Origin of the sequence: Chitinophaga qingshengii, from assembly GCF_014529935.1 — a bacterium.
Classification (GTDB): domain Bacteria; phylum Bacteroidota; class Bacteroidia; order Chitinophagales; family Chitinophagaceae; genus Chitinophaga; species Chitinophaga qingshengii.
The window spans coordinates 389,131-408,148 of sequence record NZ_JACVFC010000001.1; the positions used below are offsets into that span (position 1 = coordinate 389,131).

General features: G+C 42.3%; 23 protein-coding genes. 11 read left to right on the forward strand and 12 right to left on the reverse strand.

Annotation, left to right across the window (positions count from 1 at the left end; genetic code table 11):
• Positions 1 to 81 precede the first annotated feature (81 nt).
• The 5 genes from ICL07_RS01415 to ICL07_RS32345 all read left to right on the forward strand — a co-directional run bounded on the left by ICL07_RS01415 (position 82) and on the right by ICL07_RS32345 (position 3,606).
• Positions 82 to 627, forward strand: coding sequence for an RNA polymerase sigma factor (locus ICL07_RS01415; RefSeq protein WP_188086165.1), 546 nt, complete (start codon positions 82 to 84; stop codon positions 625 to 627).
• Position 628: 1 nt separating this feature from the next.
• Entirely contained in the window at positions 629 to 1,417 is a 789-nt protein-coding gene (locus ICL07_RS01420) for an anti-sigma factor domain-containing protein (protein WP_188086166.1), read from the forward strand.
• A 199-nt stretch (positions 1,418 to 1,616) separates the two neighbouring features.
• Positions 1,617 to 2,330, forward strand: a complete 714-nt coding sequence (locus tag ICL07_RS01425; protein ID WP_188086167.1) for a ferritin-like domain-containing protein — start codon at positions 1,617 to 1,619, stop codon at positions 2,328 to 2,330.
• 31 nt (positions 2,331 to 2,361) lie between these two features.
• Positions 2,362 to 3,171, forward strand: coding sequence for a ferritin-like domain-containing protein (locus ICL07_RS01430; protein WP_188086168.1), 810 nt, complete (start codon positions 2,362 to 2,364; stop codon positions 3,169 to 3,171).
• 21 nt (positions 3,172 to 3,192) lie between these two features.
• The gene (locus tag ICL07_RS32345) at positions 3,193 to 3,606 is read left to right on the forward strand and encodes a hypothetical protein (protein ID WP_246484955.1); all 414 of its coding nucleotides are present in this window, start codon (positions 3,193 to 3,195) and stop codon (positions 3,604 to 3,606) included.
• Between the two features lie 61 nt (positions 3,607 to 3,667).
• Here ICL07_RS32345 and ICL07_RS01440 read toward each other — a convergent pair whose 3' ends face one another.
• From ICL07_RS01440 to ICL07_RS01455, 4 genes are all read right to left on the reverse strand, one after another.
• Complete coding sequence (locus ICL07_RS01440) at positions 3,668 to 4,060, reverse strand: RidA family protein (RefSeq protein WP_188086169.1); 393 nt, start codon at positions 4,058 to 4,060, stop codon at positions 3,668 to 3,670.
• An 80-nt stretch (positions 4,061 to 4,140) separates the two neighbouring features.
• Entirely contained in the window at positions 4,141 to 4,833 is a 693-nt protein-coding gene (locus ICL07_RS01445; protein ID WP_188086170.1) for a helix-turn-helix transcriptional regulator, read from the reverse strand.
• Between the two features lie 115 nt (positions 4,834 to 4,948).
• Positions 4,949 to 6,022 carry an NAD(P)H-dependent flavin oxidoreductase gene (locus ICL07_RS01450; protein ID WP_188086171.1) on the reverse strand — a complete coding sequence of 358 codons (1,074 nt, stop codon included), beginning with the start codon at positions 6,020 to 6,022 and terminating at the stop codon, positions 4,949 to 4,951.
• A gap of 222 nt (positions 6,023 to 6,244) precedes the next feature.
• On the reverse strand, positions 6,245 to 6,832 hold the full coding sequence (locus tag ICL07_RS01455; protein WP_188086172.1) for a Crp/Fnr family transcriptional regulator: 588 nt from the start codon (positions 6,830 to 6,832) through the stop codon (positions 6,245 to 6,247).
• Between the two features lie 296 nt (positions 6,833 to 7,128).
• Here ICL07_RS01455 and ICL07_RS01460 point away from each other — a divergent pair, with 296 nt between their 5' ends.
• The 4 genes from ICL07_RS01460 to ICL07_RS01475 all read left to right on the forward strand — a co-directional run bounded on the left by ICL07_RS01460 (position 7,129) and on the right by ICL07_RS01475 (position 10,183).
• Entirely contained in the window at positions 7,129 to 8,070 is a 942-nt protein-coding gene (locus ICL07_RS01460; protein ID WP_188086173.1) for a toprim domain-containing protein, read from the forward strand.
• A 118-nt stretch (positions 8,071 to 8,188) separates the two neighbouring features.
• Positions 8,189 to 8,569, forward strand: a complete 381-nt coding sequence (locus tag ICL07_RS01465) for a plasmid mobilization protein (protein ID WP_188086174.1) — start codon at positions 8,189 to 8,191, stop codon at positions 8,567 to 8,569.
• The gene (locus ICL07_RS01470) at positions 8,566 to 9,606 is read left to right on the forward strand and encodes a relaxase/mobilization nuclease domain-containing protein (RefSeq protein WP_188086175.1); all 1,041 of its coding nucleotides are present in this window, start codon (positions 8,566 to 8,568) and stop codon (positions 9,604 to 9,606) included. The genes ICL07_RS01465 and ICL07_RS01470 overlap by 4 nt, the downstream gene beginning before the upstream one ends.
• Before the next feature lie 25 nt (positions 9,607 to 9,631).
• The gene (locus ICL07_RS01475) at positions 9,632 to 10,183 is read left to right on the forward strand and encodes a hypothetical protein (RefSeq protein ID WP_188086176.1); all 552 of its coding nucleotides are present in this window, start codon (positions 9,632 to 9,634) and stop codon (positions 10,181 to 10,183) included.
• A 167-nt stretch (positions 10,184 to 10,350) separates the two neighbouring features.
• Here the strand turns inward: ICL07_RS01475 and ICL07_RS01480 are convergent, their stop codons facing one another.
• The 8 genes from ICL07_RS01480 to ICL07_RS01515 all read right to left on the reverse strand — a co-directional run bounded on the left by ICL07_RS01480 (position 10,351) and on the right by ICL07_RS01515 (position 17,588).
• Complete coding sequence (locus ICL07_RS01480; protein WP_188086177.1) at positions 10,351 to 11,133, reverse strand: hypothetical protein; 783 nt, start codon at positions 11,131 to 11,133, stop codon at positions 10,351 to 10,353.
• A 252-nt stretch (positions 11,134 to 11,385) separates the two neighbouring features.
• Complete coding sequence (locus tag ICL07_RS01485; RefSeq protein ID WP_188086178.1) at positions 11,386 to 11,829, reverse strand: nuclear transport factor 2 family protein; 444 nt, start codon at positions 11,827 to 11,829, stop codon at positions 11,386 to 11,388.
• Positions 11,830 to 11,919: 90 nt separating this feature from the next.
• Entirely contained in the window at positions 11,920 to 14,700 is a 2,781-nt protein-coding gene (locus ICL07_RS01490) for a multicopper oxidase domain-containing protein (protein WP_188086179.1), read from the reverse strand.
• 92 nt (positions 14,701 to 14,792) lie between these two features.
• On the reverse strand, positions 14,793 to 15,260 hold the full coding sequence (locus ICL07_RS01495) for a heme-binding domain-containing protein (protein ID WP_188086180.1): 468 nt from the start codon (positions 15,258 to 15,260) through the stop codon (positions 14,793 to 14,795).
• Positions 15,261 to 15,270: 10 nt separating this feature from the next.
• Positions 15,271 to 15,846, reverse strand: a complete 576-nt coding sequence (locus ICL07_RS01500) for a DUF3347 domain-containing protein (RefSeq protein ID WP_188086181.1) — start codon at positions 15,844 to 15,846, stop codon at positions 15,271 to 15,273.
• A gap of 89 nt (positions 15,847 to 15,935) precedes the next feature.
• The gene (locus ICL07_RS01505; protein WP_188086182.1) at positions 15,936 to 16,439 is read right to left on the reverse strand and encodes a DUF3347 domain-containing protein; all 504 of its coding nucleotides are present in this window, start codon (positions 16,437 to 16,439) and stop codon (positions 15,936 to 15,938) included.
• Positions 16,440 to 16,539: 100 nt separating this feature from the next.
• Positions 16,540 to 16,995: a hypothetical protein gene (locus ICL07_RS01510; protein WP_188086183.1), complete on the reverse strand. Its 456-nt coding sequence runs from the start codon at positions 16,993 to 16,995 to the stop codon at positions 16,540 to 16,542.
• A gap of 158 nt (positions 16,996 to 17,153) precedes the next feature.
• A complete protein-coding gene (locus tag ICL07_RS01515) occupies positions 17,154 to 17,588 on the reverse strand; it encodes a helix-turn-helix transcriptional regulator (RefSeq protein WP_188086184.1) in 435 nt (144 codons plus the stop codon).
• Positions 17,589 to 17,754: 166 nt separating this feature from the next.
• On the opposite strand from ICL07_RS01515, the gene ICL07_RS01520 reads away from it, so the two are divergent.
• Together ICL07_RS01520 and ICL07_RS01525 are read left to right on the forward strand one after the other, a co-directional pair.
• Entirely contained in the window at positions 17,755 to 18,237 is a 483-nt protein-coding gene (locus tag ICL07_RS01520; RefSeq protein ID WP_188086185.1) for a hypothetical protein, read from the forward strand.
• Between the two features lie 11 nt (positions 18,238 to 18,248).
• Positions 18,249 to 18,929 (forward strand): hypothetical protein, encoded by a 681-nt coding sequence (locus ICL07_RS01525; protein WP_188086186.1) that lies wholly within the window; start codon positions 18,249 to 18,251, stop codon positions 18,927 to 18,929.
• Positions 18,930 to 19,018 lie beyond the last annotated feature (89 nt).

The window sequence follows — 19,018 nt, forward strand, 5'->3', positions numbered from 1 at the left end:
CGATGGGAGGAAATTTTTTTTCCAGGCAAACTTTTCAAAAATGTATTTCGTAAATAAATGCGCATTTGAATACATCTGGCTTTGAAGGAACCACAAACATATAATACCGAACAGCAACTGATAAACGGATTAAAGCAACGCGAGCAGGCTGCTTTCAGCTACCTGTACGATCACTATTCGTCAGCGCTGAATGGTGTCATTTACAATATAATTCCTGATACCAATATCGCGACAGATATTTTGCAGGAAGTGTTTGTAAAAATCTGGCGCTTGATAGACAGCTATGATCCTGACAGAGGAAAGCTGTTTACCTGGATGTTCAACATTGCCCGCAATACCGCTATTGATCTTGCCCGCAGCAAAGAATGGCGAAACAGTAAACTAAACAATAGTCTGACTGAAGACTATGCACAGTTGCCCGACCAATCGCCGCCATCATCCGACCTTCCGGAGTTACGAAAAATAGTATATTCCCTCAAAGAAGAATATAAGACCGTCATCGAATTATCTTACTTTGAGGGATATACGCAAAAAGAAATCGCAACGATAGAACAAATACCACTGGGAACGGTTAAAACACGGTTAAGGGCGGCATTATTACAACTTAAAAAAAAGATCAATCTTTAACGTGGACATCAAGGCATACATAGAAAGTGGCGTGATTGAAAGCTATGTGTTAGGCATGGCGGACGCAGAAGAAGCTGCTGAACTTCAGCGCCTGAGTCTCGAATATCCTGCAATTGCTGCTGCAATAAAGGAACGGGAACAATGGCTCCGGGAGTTTTCAGAAGCTACCGGCCGTCCGGCGCCCGCCGGTGTTAAGGACCAGTTACTACAATCTCTTGGTAATGAATTTGCCGTAAAGCCCGGACCTGTTCATGTCATCAACCGCCGTTTTAAATATATTGCTGCCGCCTCGCTGCTTGCATTGTTCGTCAGTACCGCAGGGAATGTTTATCTCTACAGGAAATACACAAAAGCCACGGGAGACTATATCGCACTTCAAAAAGAGCAGGTACAGGTACTGGCAGTCAATCAGACTTATCAGGCACGATTAACCGCTTTCGATCACGACCTGAAGGTCATGTCCGGGCCCGGTGTAATTAAAGTACCACTGGCCGGCGTTGCTGGAAAGGAAGGCAGTCTCGCCACCGTGTACTGGGATACGCACAGCAGGGATGTTTACCTGATGAGCAATAACCTTCCCCCGGCGCCATCCGGCAAACAATATCAACTGTGGGCGCTGATAGATGGAAAACCCGTGGACGCAGGTATGATAGCAGACTGCAGCTCTTCGCTCTGCCACCTGAAAAAGGTGACCGGCGCACAGGCATTCGCCATCACCCTTGAAAAAGCCGGCGGAAGCGCCACCCCTACACTGGACCAGATGTTCGTGATCGGAAATGTGAAATCATAAATAACTGACAGCTGTTCACGTCAGCAGATTCAAATGCAGAAGCCGCCTTATGAAGGCGGCTTTATTTTTTTGAAAAAAAATAACCGGACCAAACTTTTAGAGAAAATATCTCGTATCTCACAGCAACGAACGAAAACGAGTCAGCTGTAAACATGCTGCTACGCAACCTTAAATGATTATGTAACCTAACATCTGATTTATGGACAACAAAAACACTCTTTTGCCAGCGAATGGCAATAACAGCCTTCCATTGCCCGGAATGTTGGGGCGGAGAAAATTCCTCTCTTATATGGGATTGGCCGCTACTTCCGCTACTGTATTGGCAGCATGCAGGAAAGACAAAGACGATAATAATAACATGCCTCCCGGTAGTATCGACCTTGGAACAGGTGATATCGGGATACTCAATTATGCTTACGCACTGGAACAGCTGGAAGCGGCCTTCTACACCCAGGTAATAAACAGCCCTTTCAGCGGAATGACAGCTAATGAGCAGTCGTTGCTGACAGACATACGTGATCATGAAATAGCGCACCGTGAGTTTTTCAAGGCTGCTTTAGGGGCAATGGCGATCAAAAGCCTGGAGGTTAACTTCTCATCCGTAAATTTCGGAAGCCGCGATAGTGTGCTTGCTACCTCAAAGGCGTTTGAAGATCTTGGCGTTTCAGCGTATAACGGGGCAGGACAACTTATCAAAGACAGCAACTACCTGCTGCTGGCAGGTAAGATTGTATCGGTTGAAGCCCGCCATGCTGCGTTAATACGCGATCTTATCAGCAATGGTTCCTTCGCCGATAACACCGTTATTGATATGAATGGCCTCGACCTTGCCAGTAAGCCCGCGGATGTACTAACGACAGCCAGCGTGTTCCTTAAATCGAAACTCTACGCAGGAAATCTCCCAACTTCCTGAAGCCCGATTATTCATCCTAAAAACGTTGTTTATGAATCTTCTGAATGTTATATCCGCTATCGAAAAAATAGACCCGGAAGTGCATGACCGTCTTGATACCAGGCGGGGCGCTATGCAGCAGTTCGCAAAACTAGGCGGCAAAATTGCTATGGCCGCTGTGCCTTTCGCATTGGGCAGTATGTTTAAAACGGCCTATGGACAATCCACCAGCGATATTTCTTCCGTTCTTAATTATGCACTTACACTTGAATACCTGGAAGCGGAGTTTTATACCAAAGGCGCTGCGTCAGGCGTTGTTCCTTCGGGTACTCCTGCTGTGGGTGCTATCAATACCATCAGGGACCATGAAAACGCTCACGTTACATTTTTGAAAAATACGCTTAACTCGCTCGGCGCAACGCCCGTATCGAAACCTACATTTGACTTTACGGCAGGAGGAACCTTTCCCAATGTATTCACCAACTATGACACTTTCCTGGCGGTAGCACAGGCTTTTGAAGACACCGGAGTCAGGGCCTATAAAGGCAGAGCGGGGGATTTAATTTCCAGTCACGCGGTGCTGACGGCAGCATTGCAAATCCACTCGGTTGAAGCAAGGCACGCATCTCACATACGCCAGATGCGTAAGGCCAGAGGCGCTAACGTGAAACCCTGGATAACCGGAAATGACACCGGCGGCATTGGCAGCGCTGTCCAGGCAAACTATAACGGCGAGGAACTCACCACACAGGCGGGGGTAAACATACTGAACTTCGTGAATGCAAACGCCGCCAGCGAAAGTTTCGACGAACCGCTTACAGCCAACCAGGTGCTGGCTATCGTAAAACCTTTTATCGTATAATCAAAATTCAAATAACAATTTATGAAAAAGACATTCAGATTCGTTAGTGCTGTTCTCGTAAGCCTGCTCATCATCAGTAAAGCAGACATTTCAATGGCCGGGAGCAACCTCCTCCCCGGTTTATATACACCCGCGGTTTCATGGGTAAAATCGACCGCCGGTACATGGCCCGGTATGAAGCATGGAAAAACATACTGGTACAAACTGGGCAAAAAGGCAGACCTGTGGTGGAGTGCAGACGGAAAGCAATGGGCGGCGGTAAAAGATGGCCTGTGGGCAGATAAAGAGGGTAAGTGGCTTAAAATCCATCAGGGCAAACTTGTGTGGAGTGCCGATGGTAAACAATGGAGCGAAGTACCAGATTGGAAATGGGAAGGCTCAGACGGCAAATGGTACAAATTTGATGCGCAATGGAGCCTTTGGGTGAATGAATAATGCGTAAAAATAAAGGCCGGAGATGATCTCCGGCCTTTATTCCAGGATGTTAACCCAATACCTATCTAACCACTGTTGCTTCCAGTTCAACCGTCAGCGTAGCAAATAATTCTTTCACACCCAATAAAGTAGTGGCTTGCCGGATACCGTACTTTTCAATAAAAGGCACATACACATCCATGCAGGTTGTAAAAAATTCCTGTGTAGAGGTAGTATACACGTTCAGTTTTACAATGTTCCTGCATTCATAACCTGATTCGCTGATCAGTTGTTCCAGGTTCTGAATAGTTTGAATAAGCTGCAAACGCATGTCCGCACTGCTTGGTATCCCATTGGCATCTATCGCTACCTGTCCGGAACAATAGAGCGTTCCTGCCACATTTTTAACTTCTACTGCCTGTACTGAATTAGTGTTTTTGCCCCATGCCCAAGGGTCGAAAGTCTGCTTTTCCATTTTTGTTGACTATTAATTTGTTATTGATAGTGCAAACCTAAAACGGGGTTGCGACAGCCTTATGTCAGGGGTATAAAAAATCAGTAATATTTATCAAAATACTCCTGCAGCGTCATTTTATGCGGTTTGAAATTTTCGGATAGAATTTCCAATCTGGCAATCCTATCCAGGCGGAAATACCTGAATGCTTTACGCAGGCGGCACCAGGCTATCAGCAACCAGTTTTCATTGGTGCTGATCAGGGCAAAAGGCTCAAGGACCCTGTCTGAGCTTTTATTTTGTTCGTTCTTGTATTTCACTTTTATTAAGCGAAAATTAGTCAGCGCATTTTGTAGCTGCGATATATTATTACTGTTTCTTTCCCTATTTATATTCTGCTCGAAACGGGTACGGTCAGCAAGTAAGTTGGCTTTGTCTTTTTCCGGCTGTCTTAGCACTGCTTTTATTTTATCGATAGCCTCGGTGTAATCTTTTACAAAAGAAGTGTCTTTATTTTTCAGCACCAGTTGCTCCGCCAGAATAAGCGCATTGGCCTGGCTTTCAGAAAACATCACGGGCGGAATTTTATAGCCTTCCATCAGCGTATACCCTTTTCCTTCTTCTGTAAGAATAGGCACCCCGGCCTGTTCCAATGCCCTGATATCTCTGTAGATGGTTCTTACATTGACACTAAATTTCTCAGCAAGACTGGTCGCTGTCAACAATCGCTTTGTCTGCAATTGTGTTAAGATAGCAGTTAGCCGTGAAAGCCGGTTGGTATCGTTTTCATTCATTTTAATGCTGTTGCCTGATTTTTGATTTCAATTCAAAGCTACCTGCCTGCATATAAGTACACCAAATTTATTTTTAGAAAACGTCCTTTTCTGCGGCTGAACTTTTGCCGGTGGATCATTTTGCGAATAAAGCAGTGGTCTCTTTTATCAGCGCGTGCATTAACGCGTCTGCCCTGTTATGCTTCAATATGGGAGCGATCTGTCCACCCCAAAATTGGATCATATCCCACTGTTCTCTGTCTAAAGCGGCTTTTCGCAGGGACGACATAAACTGCCCTTGCAACGGGAAAGGCAGGAATCCGGCTTCCTTTCCTTTCGTCTCTTCTCCGGGTCTGCTGGTTAGTCCGCGTCCGAGCCTGCCGGTAAATGCGCGTGTTAATGCGGTGTATTTCGCCTTTTCAGAGAACAACATTTTCCTATGAATAGGCAATACATTGGATTCTTCACAGGCCAGGAAAGCTGTTCCTATCTGCGCGGCGTCCGCCCCTAACGTCAGGGCTGCTTTGATACCGGCACCGGTTGCGATTCCTCCAGCCGCTACAACGGGAACTTTCACTTTCTCCCGGATCAGTTGTACCAGTACAAAAGTACCCATTATCGAAGCTTCCGCGGGGCGCAGAAACGAAGGGCGATGCCCGCCGGCTTCAAATCCAGAGGCGATGATCATGTCCGTACCGGTTGCTTCCAATGCTATGGCTTCATCCAAAGTGGTGGCCGCTCCCACTGTAATGATCCCTCTTTTGCGGCATTGCTCCAGTATATCCTCCGTCAGTGTACCAAACATGTAACTGAATACTTTGGGCCGGATGTCCATGACTACCTGCAACTGATTCTCAAACCTGGATTGAAAAGGTGCGGGCTTAGCAGGCACAGGTAAATCTAATTCATCAAAGTAAGGCTTAAACACCTGGGCCACCCGTTGATACTGTTCATCGGTAACTGCTCCGGTAACATCCGTATCTGATACCCATAGGTTGAGATTATACGGCTTATCGGTAGCGGCTCTTATCTGCTGATCTATCTCCACAATCTCCTGCGGGCTATTGGTATATGCGCCATAACCACCCAATCCGCCGGCATTTGAAACCATAGATACCAACCGCACTGACGAGAGATTACCCCCAAATGGCCCTTGCATGATAGGGTAATCAATACCCAATAACTCCGTTGCTTTTGTTTGATACCACATTGTGTTGAATATAAAAAATTTAGTTGAACTGTTTACTGCAGCCAGGAGAACAACATCGATCTTGTCATTCACAATTTTTCAGCATTTCCCGGCAGGACGATATGTAAATAGGCGTATCGCCGGGTTCCGGAAGAAGGATGTTAATTTTTTGCGTTTTTATTGCTTTGTATTTAAATGTTTATGATACAAAGTAACAATAGGATTTCCGGTTGATCAGGTGACTTACATCACATTCTTATGCGAGTTGTAAAGCCGGCTTAAAGTTTCCCTGGACACCCCCAGGTAAGCGGCAATTAAATGTTTGGGAACGAGGTTATACAACTGGGGGTATAATTTCATCAGTTCTTCATAGCGGGTTTTGGCATCATTGTTCATAAACGAAAGCAGCCGCTTATGTGCAGCCACATAGCCTCTGTTGGTACGCCAGCGGAAAAAATATTCTACCTGACGGATCTCCCTGCAGAGCTTTTCACGATCGGCATTGGATAAACTCAGCAGTTCCACGTCTGTAATACAATCCAGGTTGACAGTGGCTTTTGTCTGGGTATACAATGCATCATAGTCTGATGCCCACCAGGTAGGCATCGCAAATTGCAGGATGTGCATCTTTCCATCGCCGTTGATAAAAAATGTTTTCAGGCAACCCGAAACAACAAAATATTCATTGTCGACTTTATCGCCTTCCCGAATGATTACCTGCCCCTTTTTAAACGAAAGCGGCTTGAAATGACTAAAGAAATAGTCAAACTCCGCTGGAGTAAGCGATGCAAGTTTGGCAATATGTTCTTTCAATAATTCACCTGCATCCATAATAAACAAAAATATTCGATAAACCCTGGTGTAACAATCAAATATATAGAATTCTACAGGAACCGATAGATGGTATCGGGAATGATAGGAGAAAGCGGAAAAAACGGCATCCGGCTAAATGAAAAGAGGCTTGTAAGCCAATTACTTACAAGCCTCTTGTGTGCACCGGAGTGTACTTTTCTCGAACCACTTTTTAACTGATTTAGAACGGCTTACAAGCATTTTGGTCTAAAAACCAATGCTTGCAGGCCGTTTTTCTATTTGTACATAATTATTGTGAACCTGAAAACGTGTATATGAAAAATTTAATGTGTGCAGAAGCAAAACAAATTGATCTTGTGGATTATTTGGCCTCATTGGGTCATCAACCCCAAAAGGTAAGAAACCAAGACTATTGGTATCTATCCCCGTTGCGGGATGAAAAAACACCTTCCTTCAAAGTTAACAGGCAGTTAAACGTCTGGTACGATCACGGAACCGGGAAGGGTGGCAATCTGGTGGACTTTGGAACGCTTTATTTTAATTGTAGTGTAGCCGACCTCCTACAATGCTTATCGCAAAACCGCTCCGCCCCGGCTTTTTCTTTTCACCCGCCTACCTCTTTGGGCCGCCAGCATCCGGCCCCCGCTTCTTTTGCTGGTGAAAAGAAAGATACCTCCGACAGCAAAATTGTTATACTGGACACTCGCCCCCTTAAAGAACAATCCCTGCTGGACTACCTGCAAAAAAGATGTATCCCGGTAGAAATTGCCAGCCGTTTTTGCAAAGAGGTGGATTTTCTTTTGTATGGGAAGAAGCATACCGTTATCGGTTTTCAAAACAACGCCGGAGGATATGAACTGCGGAACGAAAATTTTAAGGGTAGCAGCGCCCCGAAGGAAATAACTTTTGTAGACAACCATACTGAACAAATAGCCGTTTTTGAGGGCTTCTTTAGCTTCCTTTCTTTTTGTACTATCAATAGAAACCAACAGGCCCCCTTGACAAATTGTCTTGTTTTAAACTCCCTTTCTTTCTTTGAAAAAAGCCGCTCACTGATGGAACAATACAAGCAGGTACACTTGATTTTAGACCGGGATAATGCCGGAATGAATCACACCCAGAAAGCTATGCAATGGGATGGTAACAAGTATATAGACCGAAGCGACTTTTACGATAGCCGGAAGGATTTAAACGACTGGCTTATTCACCATCACCACAGCCAAAGAGAGAGCCAGCGGATAAGCAAGCGGCTTTGACGTTCGGGTAGCCAGCTATGTTTTGGTAAAACCAAAACGGCTGGCTCACCTCATGCTATCGCATTCGGTGAGGATTTTTTTCATGCTATCGCATTCAAAAAATAAAGAGGAGGTTGATATGGAGCAGCAGAATGCACAGACCAAGAACAAGGGAGGCCGCCCCAAAAAAGCGGTGAAAAAAGATCAATTAATGGCCGTGAAATGCAGTCTTTATGAAAGACGTGTTATTGAAGCAAACGCCAAAAGTGCTAATCTTTCAGTTTCCGAATACCTGCGGGAAATAAGCATGACCGGAAAAATTGACAGGAGAGAAAAAGCATTACCCAAAGAAGTTTTGGAACTAACCGGCACGCTCAATCACATGGCAGCAAACCTTAATCAGATCGCCAGAAAGCGAAACGGGAAGGAAGAATTAAGCCCGCTTGAACGTGCCAACCTGAAAGTACAATCAGGGGAATTAAAAACATTGGCGGCAAAAATTAAAACTTATTTCCAATGATCGGCTATGTAGGTACTGGAAGTTCCTTTTTTGAATGTATCCGTTATTGTTTGCAGGATAAAAAGGAACTGTCTGAAGAAAAGAAACAGGAACTTTCCCTAAAGGATAATCTACAGCACCAGAATCGGGCAGAAGTTCTGAGCTACAACAAATGTTTTGGGAATTTAAAAGATCTGGCCGGGCAATTTATTGATGTTGCCAAACTTAGCAAACGGGTGGAAAAGCCGGTATTTCATTTTTCCTTACGGCTGGCTCCCGGAGAGACACTTACTAAAAACCAGCTTATAGAAGTTGGTAGTGAGTGCGCCAAAGAATTTGGCGTAGCAGATAACCAATATATCTGCGTACTGCATAAGGATACCAACGAGCAGCATATTCACATTGTTGCCAATCGTGTAGGTTATAACAGCAAAGTCGCCAGCGACAGTAACAGTTATAAAAGAATGGCCGCCCTTTGCCGAAAACTGGAAAAGCAATACAAGCTACAGGAAGTATTAAGCCCCCGCGCCTTTTTATCCCCTAAAGACAGGCTATTACCCCGGCAGGATCAACGAAAGGAAAAACTGAAAACAGATATTCGGCAGACCTTAGAGAAGGTGTATAGCTATGCTGAATTTGAGCAGAGGATGCAGGCGTTAGGGTACAAGTTGATTAAAGGCCGGGGGATTTCCTTTATTGATGATAAGAAGGTAAAAGTAAAAGGTAGTGAGGTAGGTTTTTCGCTGGCAAAAATAGAAAAAGTTTTAGCCCTGAAACAAGAGCTGGCAACTAAACAGGCTGAACAAAAAATATACGAAGTAGCTATCCGTTGCGATACTACAAAACAACAAACGTTATCCCCTGCTCAAAGGATGCTCCGCGAAACGCAGCGGGCGGCATATATTGAACATTCGCCCATTGTTCCGGTAATAAAGGAATTGAGCAGCCTTTTAGAACAGCTTCTACAGCCTGTAGACACATCAAACTATTTGCCTTATGAGTTGACAGAAGAGGGCATCAAGCGAAGAAAGAGGAAACAGAAATCCCACAGAATTTAATCATTAATCAGAAAATTACAATTTTATGGATACCACCAAAAAAGCAGGAGATATTGAAAGAGGAATCTTAGAACTGGTACTGGAGGAATTTACGGAGGAACAAAAGTTACACACAAAAACCGTTAATGACCTGGTTAAAGCAGTCAACAGTTTATCCGGGAAACTTACCGAGTTTGAAGGGAAACTGGACAAGCCGAAGGGAATCGACATTTCAACAGATACCAAGCCGATTGAGGACATTGTAAAAAAAGGCATTATAGACATGAAATTGACGGTTGCCGGACAGTCTAAAAACGTGATACGAAAATTCCAGCTATTGCTTTTCCCGGAACAGGATGCAAAATTGTTTTATAGGGTTGTTTTTGGCCGCTGGTTCCTTTGGCTGGTAATAATGCTACTCCTAACTAATTTGTACAAATTTAGTATCCATTGGAGCGATAATCAAAAGGAAATAACAATGCAACAGTTAGAAAATGACAGGATAAAAAAGGCGTGGAACTATCTATACTCCCAACAAGGAAAGGGCATAAAGAGGATAATGGATACTGCTTACATTAAGAGCAGGCAGGCTGAATAGCCCTGCCTGCTCTTAATGTAAGCCATTCGGCAGCGTCCTGGCGCATAAGACAGGTATATACTATTTTATGCCGGACAACCTCCTTAATTTGCTAAAGTTAAATTTGATTGCCCCGACAGTTACTAATACGCAAGAGGGGCTATGTGGAATAACCCTGAAATTATAATTTACTTTAGAATACCTATCCCTATAGAAAGCGTGCCGAATCTGTTCTCTATTAAATCAGTAATTTCGTGTTGCTGTTTATGTGTTGCTTTTCCTTTATGAGCTGTTTCATGCAACTTATCGGCGTATTGTTTTAAACCGGATGCCAGCATTTTTATATTTCCTTTTTGTTCATCTTTGAGCAGTAAGGTAAGATCTTCGATTTTTGATGCCAGGTTAGCTATGTCCTTAGCGCAAATTGCTACTTTACTGCTTTGTTCCTTTTTTAAGGCCCAATGCAAGCTGTCGATAAATCTGGCTATATCATTTTGTGCTTTTCGTATGCTATTTAATACCTGCGGATCAGTTTCATTTGAAGGAGAATCAAGCTGCCCCGGCGATGACTTTACTGAATTCTGTGTTAGCGATATAGTATCAGGTAATACAGCTTTCCCCTTTTCCGTGGTTGTTAAAATGCCGGAATAAGTTGTTCGTAGGAAATCGTGCAAAGCTGTTTGACTGATATTCAATTGTTTACAGGCAGCATCCAGCGGTTTATCTTTATCAAATAAGCTGCCTTTCCTGACCAACCTTTTAACCGTTTCCAGACGATTTTTAAACTCCCGGATGATGGTTAAAAGGCTCTCGGAATTCTCTAAAGGCAACACATTAGCCTCTTTTTCAATAGAATACAAAGAGGTTTCAATGTCCTTAGTTTCCAGCAAAATTTCCTTATGCCGATCTTTTTTCAAACTCATGTTCATTTGCGCCAGCACTACATCGATTGCTATTGCCTGTTTGTTCATAGCCAGTAAAATTGACTTACTGTTTTCCTGGCCTCTTGCTACAAGCGCAGATAATAGTAAAATGAATATTAATTGTGTATTCCTTCGCATAAGAAAAAGATTGAACGGTCATTTTTACTTTCAATCATTGCCATCATACCAAACCAGGGCTGCTAACTTACAGGAAGTTTACAGCCCTGCATTCAGCAATACGTTATATCAATATGCTTTTATCGCAATAAATATGATGATAAGGTGTATGTTCCATAATAATTATTTCCTTGATGAATTGTGATTAATCATAATTTTCCATGTACCATTTTCTTTCTTTAAAACCGAAGTTGCCACACCTTTTCGCTTGACTTCCGCGTTATCTTTAGCAAGTATGATAACATAATTATACGTTTCTGTTGTAAAGGCATAGTTACTATTCAACTGTACATCTATCTTATACTCGTTAAATTTAAACACCTTGAATGATTTCAGCTCCGGGCTTAAATGATGTTCTAAATAATGAGCGTAATTCCCCTCGCTGCCTCCAGATTCGTAAATTTTTGAATCGCTGGTAAATAGCTTTTCAGTTCCTGCAACATCCAATTTTTCGATTGCATTATTGTATTCCTTCAGCACAGCCTTTACTGCGTCTATATCCTTATTTTGCGCAAATGCTGCTGTGGCGAGGATGTTGATACATATTATTAGTGCTATTTTTTTCATGCCAAGTTAATTTGTAATTGATAAAATATTAAATTATGAGGTCAGACATTATCAGTCACCAATATTCATTTACATGATACAAGCAGTTCCTTAATAGCTAATAGTAACTCCTGCGCCCAATCCCATATCACTGTCAAAATGCGTGGAAAGGTTGAAATATTTAGTTACAATATATCTGAAGCCAAACATATACTCTCTATCAGTATTCGCCATGAAATTAAACCGCAAACGTTTTGTTATGCCTATGTCTTCTCTTTTCAATTGAAAACGCAATTTGCCCTCACTATCAATAGAGGCATCCGCTACTATTAACATAGGAAGCGTATATTCAACCCCAGCATGAACTACCTGCCTGAAATTTTTTGTATTGGTTTGACCAAATAAATTCTTCTTTGGTGCAAGTAATTGTCCGAACAGATTTTTTTCAAACGGGTCATCTAATATACGCTTACGGAAATCCCAGCCTATATATGGAAATAGCCATTGCATCCTTCCTAGATACCTACCAAAATGGCTTTCACTTTCATAGCCGTGATGCTGGTTATAACCAATCCGCCATTCAGTTTGCAAACGATACCTTGTATTGGCAAACATGATTTCACCATCACTTCCATTGCTTTCCAAACCAACCCTTGCCATTGGATGGACCATCCTGTCATCAGCAAACAACTTCCGTTGTGCCAGTTTAGGATTGGGTATATCAGGATTGGGTAGGTTGTTGTCGTACCTGAAAACTCGGCCCATGCCACTCATCATGTGGTATAGAATATGGCAATGAAAGAACCAGTCGCCTCCTGGTTCGTTGGCGGCAAATTCTATGGTATCTCTTTCCATCGGCATCATATCTATGATATTTTTCATAGGAGCATATTCGCCCTGTCCGTTCAGCACTCTGAAATCGTGGCCATGCAGGTGCATAGGATGTCGCATCATGCTGTTATTGTATAGGATAAGTCTTACATTTTCTCCTTTCTTAATTAGAATCCTGTCACTTTCCGAAACCACTTTATTATCCAGGCTCCAGACATAGCGATTCATATTCCCAGTAAGAGTGAAGTGCAGCTCTCTTAATGGTCCCGGAGGCAAGGTGGTTTTCTTAGGGTCGCGGAGCATCTCATAATTCAGCGTTACAATATCCGGCGTTTCCGCTGTCATATTCATTCCCTGCATATTATTGGTCGTATCCTTTTTCTTTCCCTTCCTGAGTTGTTCTTCCCCGGTTACTTCAGGATACATAACGGTATTCATATCCATTATCTGGTTACGCATTTCCATTCCCTCCATCGGTATTAAATCGCCTTTCATGTCCATCATGTCATTCATCATCTTCATGCCGGCGAAATATTTGAGCTTTGGCAGTTTTTTGGCAGGTATTTTTTCTCCGCTGCCTAACCATAAAGAAGCTGATTTGGTACGGTCTTCCGGTGTTACCAAAAACTCATAACTCTTACTCTCTGGAATGGTTACTACTACATCATAGGTTTCAGATACGGCTATAATTAACCTGTCTACCTCCACTGGTTCCACATCGTTACCATCGCTAGCTACCACCGTTATTTTACCTCCGGCGTAACTAAGCCAGAAATAGGAAGAAGCACCGCCATTGGCTATCCGTAATCTTACTTTGTCGCCAGCTTTAAACTGAGGCTGTTCATTTTGGTTCTTCCCGTTTATCAAAAATTTATCATAATACACATCACTTACATCCATTGCATTCATGCGCTTCCATTCATTGGTGACTTTGGTTTTAAAGTGGCCAGTTCGTATGGCTTCCGCGTAGCTTTGGGTAGTTCCCTTTTTTATCGCAAACCAGTCGGTCGCAGCGTGCAGGCTACGTTGGACTTCTCCCGGTCTCATATCAGTCCAGTCACTTAATACAACGGGGAGCGTAGGAATATCCCATTCCTTTCTTTTGTTCATAATAAAGGCGCCGTACATTCCTATTTGTTCCTGCAAGCCTGAATGACTATGATACCAGTGGGTGCCATGTTGAATGATGGGAAATTTATATAAATACGTTGTATGTGGCTTAATAGGCATCTGGGTAAGATTAGGCACCCCGTCCATTCTATTGGGCAAAAACAAACCATGCCAGTGCACGGCTGTTTCTTCGTTCAAATTATTATGAACATAAATTTCCGCTGTATCTCCTTCCGTAAAGGTAAGCGTGGGCATAGGGATCTGGCCGTTGACCGCAATAGCACGCTTGGATTTACCTGAAAAATTTACAACGGTATCGGCAATGTATAAATCGTACCGGACAGTACGAGGATGCATTGTGGCTGCAATAGTTTTCACTGGCCCTAAATTAGCTTTTGCCGTTTTTATATTTTCCATGAGCAGGCCATTATCCACCATATCCATTCCATTCATTTTTGCACTGTCCATATTGCCCATCTTTTCGGTACTGTCCTTCATTGGCATTTGCATATTATCATGGTGATAATTAACCGGAGGTAAACTTGTTGTTTTTTCCTTTACCAGTTTCATACCGCATTTAGGGCAATTCCCCGGTTTGGTAGCATGGATTTCGGGATGCATTACGCAAGTGTACGTGGTAGGCTGTACCGCATTGTTATTTCCCTGCACAGGCATTTGCATGGTGTCCTTATTACCCATATTCATGGGCATTGGCTTGACCGTATCTTTTGGCATTACTTTCTGCCTGGATTGAGAAACAGGTGCTTTTACTTTTTTTACAACCAGCTTCATACCACATTTTGGGCAGTTGCCAGGCTTATTCATTTGTACCTCCGGGTGCATGACGCAGGTGTATATGATCGATTGCCGCTGCTGTCTGCCCTTTTCCTGTTGTGCCCATGTAAATGATCCGGTCAAAAGCAATAGTGTTACTACTATTATATATTTCATTTCATTTTTTTTCTATTGGCAGCATTGTTTCTTCCTGATGAAAATAGCTTTCACGATCTTCACAATGCCTTTACCAATTAGTTTAAACATAATTATTCATTTTTCGATGAAAGGCTATCCCTTGTTTTTCGCGCCCAATCCATTGTCAGCTCCCTTTCCCCTTGCGACAGCCTTGCATTTTTGTGAATCAATGTGTAAGAAGACAACGGCATGGTACCGTCATGAATACTGTTCTCAATTGATTTTAGTTTGCTTCTCTGCCTTCTAGCCGTATAAGAACCAAAATCACTGAAATTAAGTTCTTCCTTTCCTTGTCTGATGTGCCTATCCAACATCCATCTAACCGGCTGTATGTATGAATACCAGGGATATTGTGTATTGTTGCTGTGGCAATCGTAACAGGCAGTTTTTAGAATAGCCTGTACATTTGTGGGAAGGCTATATTGCTTCGAAATATCGGTGGGTAAGACCTGCACGCTACTATTACGTGCAGGTTGTATGAACTGTATAGCAATAAATCCTATCAATAATCCCAACAGCATTTTTTTTATGCGGCTCATATTGTTGAGTTTATTTAAGCTCTTCTTTTACTGTGCCACAGGTGGGCATTTTCTTTCCTAAATACGGATTTCTTATTTCTTTTGATTCACTAAGCCAGGTAGCACCTTTTCCGTCATTGAACATTGGGCAATAGTCCTGGTATAAGTTTTGCCCGCCACCAAAGGTTTTTACCAGCTCATACATATCCTTGCTCAACATATCAAAATGTTCCCGTTGATGAGGCACATTGTCAGCATTCTTTCCAATATGCTCTGCATGTTCCCTGGCATCATCTTCAACATCTTCGTAGACCTTCTTTTGTGCTGCCGTTAATACTGATTTATTAAATTTCTGAAAAGCCCCTACCATAGTATTACCTGCTGCAGCGGCATCGCTTCCGTTATCATTGGCAAGTGCATTTTTCAATTGCAAATAACCGGCGAGAATGTCGTTTACCGGAGTTGTCGCTTTTGTTGCTGCCACTGTCGGAGCTTCCTGTTTGGCTTGTGTTTTGTCACTGCCCTTTTTTGATGAATTATTATTGCTATTGTTGCAGGCTGTGAAAATAGTGACGGCAATTGCTATTATTAAAAGAAGATATTTCATTATTTTAATGTTAATATTAATGATAATCAATTGATTAACAGCATCTATACAGATATATCTGTATAGATGCTGACTTTACTATCCACCTATTACTTTATTGTATCACTTACCTTACCACAGGTAAGCATCTGGTTGCCGAAATAAGGGTTTTTAATGGCTGCTTCACTACTCAACCAGTAAGCCTTTTTCATAGGACAATAGTCCTGGTAAACAGGTTTATCAGACAGCTTTACGGCTTTGGCCAGCTTATAAAAATTATTTGAAAATGACTGAAAATGCTCTCTTTGATGGCCGATTTCTTTAGTTTCTGAAATGTGTTTTGCGTCAAAGGTCAGTTTCTCCTGTAATGGCATAAAGGCATTCATATCTGTTGCTGAAAGTGCTTTCATGTCTATGCCGTTTATGGCTTTTACAAATTCACCGGCCTGACTTGCCGCAGTATTAGCATCACTACTTACTAAAGCATTTTTGATATTGTAATACAATGTGAGTAAATGGGAAAGTGGAGTTTCGTGAACAGCCCCAATATTATTGGCCATTGCTGAAACTGAAAGGGAAGCAAATAAGATTGCTGAAACAAAGAACGTTTTCATTGTAAATAGATTTAATTTTTGCAATAATAGAATTAGTACATAGCGCGATGCATCGGAGACATGGCGTATATAGCTTGAACCTTTCCGTTTATGGCAAAAATCAAATCTGAAAGGACTGAATAGATACACGTATCCCACGAGAGCTTGATATGTAAGGCCGAAGGACCGGCGCTTGCTCTCTGCTCTGAGTAAAATAAGGTAAGTAAGACTGGTAGAAAAAATGAAGATGCACCAGCACAACAGGCGTTTCAATACCTGAATCTACAGTGTGTGCGAGTAATTTATCTAACTGTGAAAATTCTATTACATTGTTGTTACAACAATTATCATCATCAGCTGCTTTACCTGCTTTTGCTATTTCTTTACCATGGTGATGAGTTGCCTCCCTATGATAATGTGTAGTAAGGACAGGAGTGATAGCTCCTTCATCATGATGATGCTTTGAAGGAAATCCCATATTTAAACCAACAGCACAGGCAAATCCCACCAGGGTGTTTAAACTAAACACTATCAACAAGAAAATTGCCTTTAACTGTATGGTTTTACTTTTTTTCATCTCAATTACTTACAAAGATAGAAATATTATCATAAGTTATAATGCATGGCTATCTGGTATAAAGGTATGCTTTTACCCCCTTTTCAATTTATATAATTAGTGAAAATATTTATAAAGTTATTAGATGCGATGCCGCCCGAATAGGGGTAAAAACTATATTATTTTTTCTTCTCGTTCAGCTGCTTTTCCAGCATTTCAACCTTTTCACGCTCTGTCTGCAACAGGCGCTCGTATAGCTTTTTATTCTCTTCCATAGCCTCTAGCCATTTGTCCATTGGATTGATCGTGCATTTATAGTTAACTGTAGGACCACCATGTATTACAGCACCTTCATAATTATTCTGAATATTTTGGATAGCTGTTTCTTCGTCAAAATTTTTTATGGCTTCAGCAGGCACTTTTAACACCTTTGCCACTTGATTAATAATTTCAGGTTCAACCTTCTCTTTTCCTTCAAGCAAGGAAATCTTTTTTTGCGTCCAATCATCACCTAAATCAGCCGCCATAGCTTCTTGGGTCATGTTCAACATTTCCCGGAACCGCTTGATATTCCGGCCCTCATGGATGCTTTTATTCATAGTAGTAATGCTCATGTAACAAATATAAGATTTTTCTACTGCTAAAATATGCTTTTATCCCGGATAATTTACCTGATAAAATACTTGATTATCCCCATAAACTATGCTAATAACGAATTGATTATGATTTTATTACATCTGATCTTGCATCCATGTTTAAGAATCCTCCAAAATTAAAGCTATGGAAGAAACAGAAAAGATTCACCTAAGCCCGCCATTTAATGAAGACGAGTGGCTAAGGCTGGTTTTCCTACTTAGCGACACGCAAAACTGGCTGAATGAACTGGTTAACGCTGCTATGTTCGGCGTACCCATGAAGGACAGGAAAAAATTGTTCCGCAAGTCTTATTATATCACGGTAGGGGCGCTGGCTCATATTATGGAAAGGCATCATTTTAAAATTCCCAGACATCCCAATGTCAGTAAATTTACTATTCCAGTAGTTGAAATCTTGGCCTTACTGCGGGATGCCAATACAGAGCCGGTTGAACAGATTACCGGCGCTACTTACCTTAAAAGGGTTGTTGATACCGGAAAAATAATAGGGCACGACTTTAACCAGCTCCCCACCAGCCTTTTAACCGTTTTGACGGATAGTGGGGGGCGCATCCTTACAGCCTTTCCCGGTTGCATGAAGTCACAAACCAGCATTTCTAACTTATAAATCCGCCAGTTATGTATTTTACTACTTCCCGCGCATGGGATAACCTTCCCTTGCGGCTAACAACCGAGGAAATACGCGATCCTCATGAAGTAATACACGAATATTACTCGGCACATGATATGCCACGGGCAAGGCAAATTTTGAATAAGTGGTTATGTTCAACCAGTAAGGAAAAGCCAAGCAAGCTATCGGCATCCGGGCTGCAATTCTTTTATGAAAGAACGGAATCATTGATTGAAGCCGCCTTTTTGGTTGAACAATTGGACAATCGGGGAAGAAAGGCGATCATCATACAAAGCGAAGATGAGGAAGAAATGGACTTGATGAACCCCCGTTTATTTTGCGCATGGATTAGGCAGAGCAAGGGCGAAACCATAGCCTACCGTGAAGTATGGGATAATTTCCCTAGAAGCCTTGCCTATAAAGAGTTTTTAAACCCCTATCAGGTGTTAGGAAAATTCTTTTCCTTTCTCACACTGGGGGAATGGCGGGAGTTACTCCGGGAATTGTTTTCTATGGGCATATCCCGCAGAACATTCTTTGATGAAACCTTAGATTTTGACATGCTAAGCATAAAAAAACACCTCGAAAAACTAATTGAAGCGGGCCACCTGATTGACGTTAGGGAACACCGGCAGGCATTTTATGATAAAGTAATGGATGAAGCCAACCAGAAGAAAAGCGGAGCATGAGGACTGTAGAGGGGGGATAGGCGAAATGGAGCGTTTGAAATTTCAAATGCTCCATTTATGTAAACTTGTAATGATAATAGATGAAATGA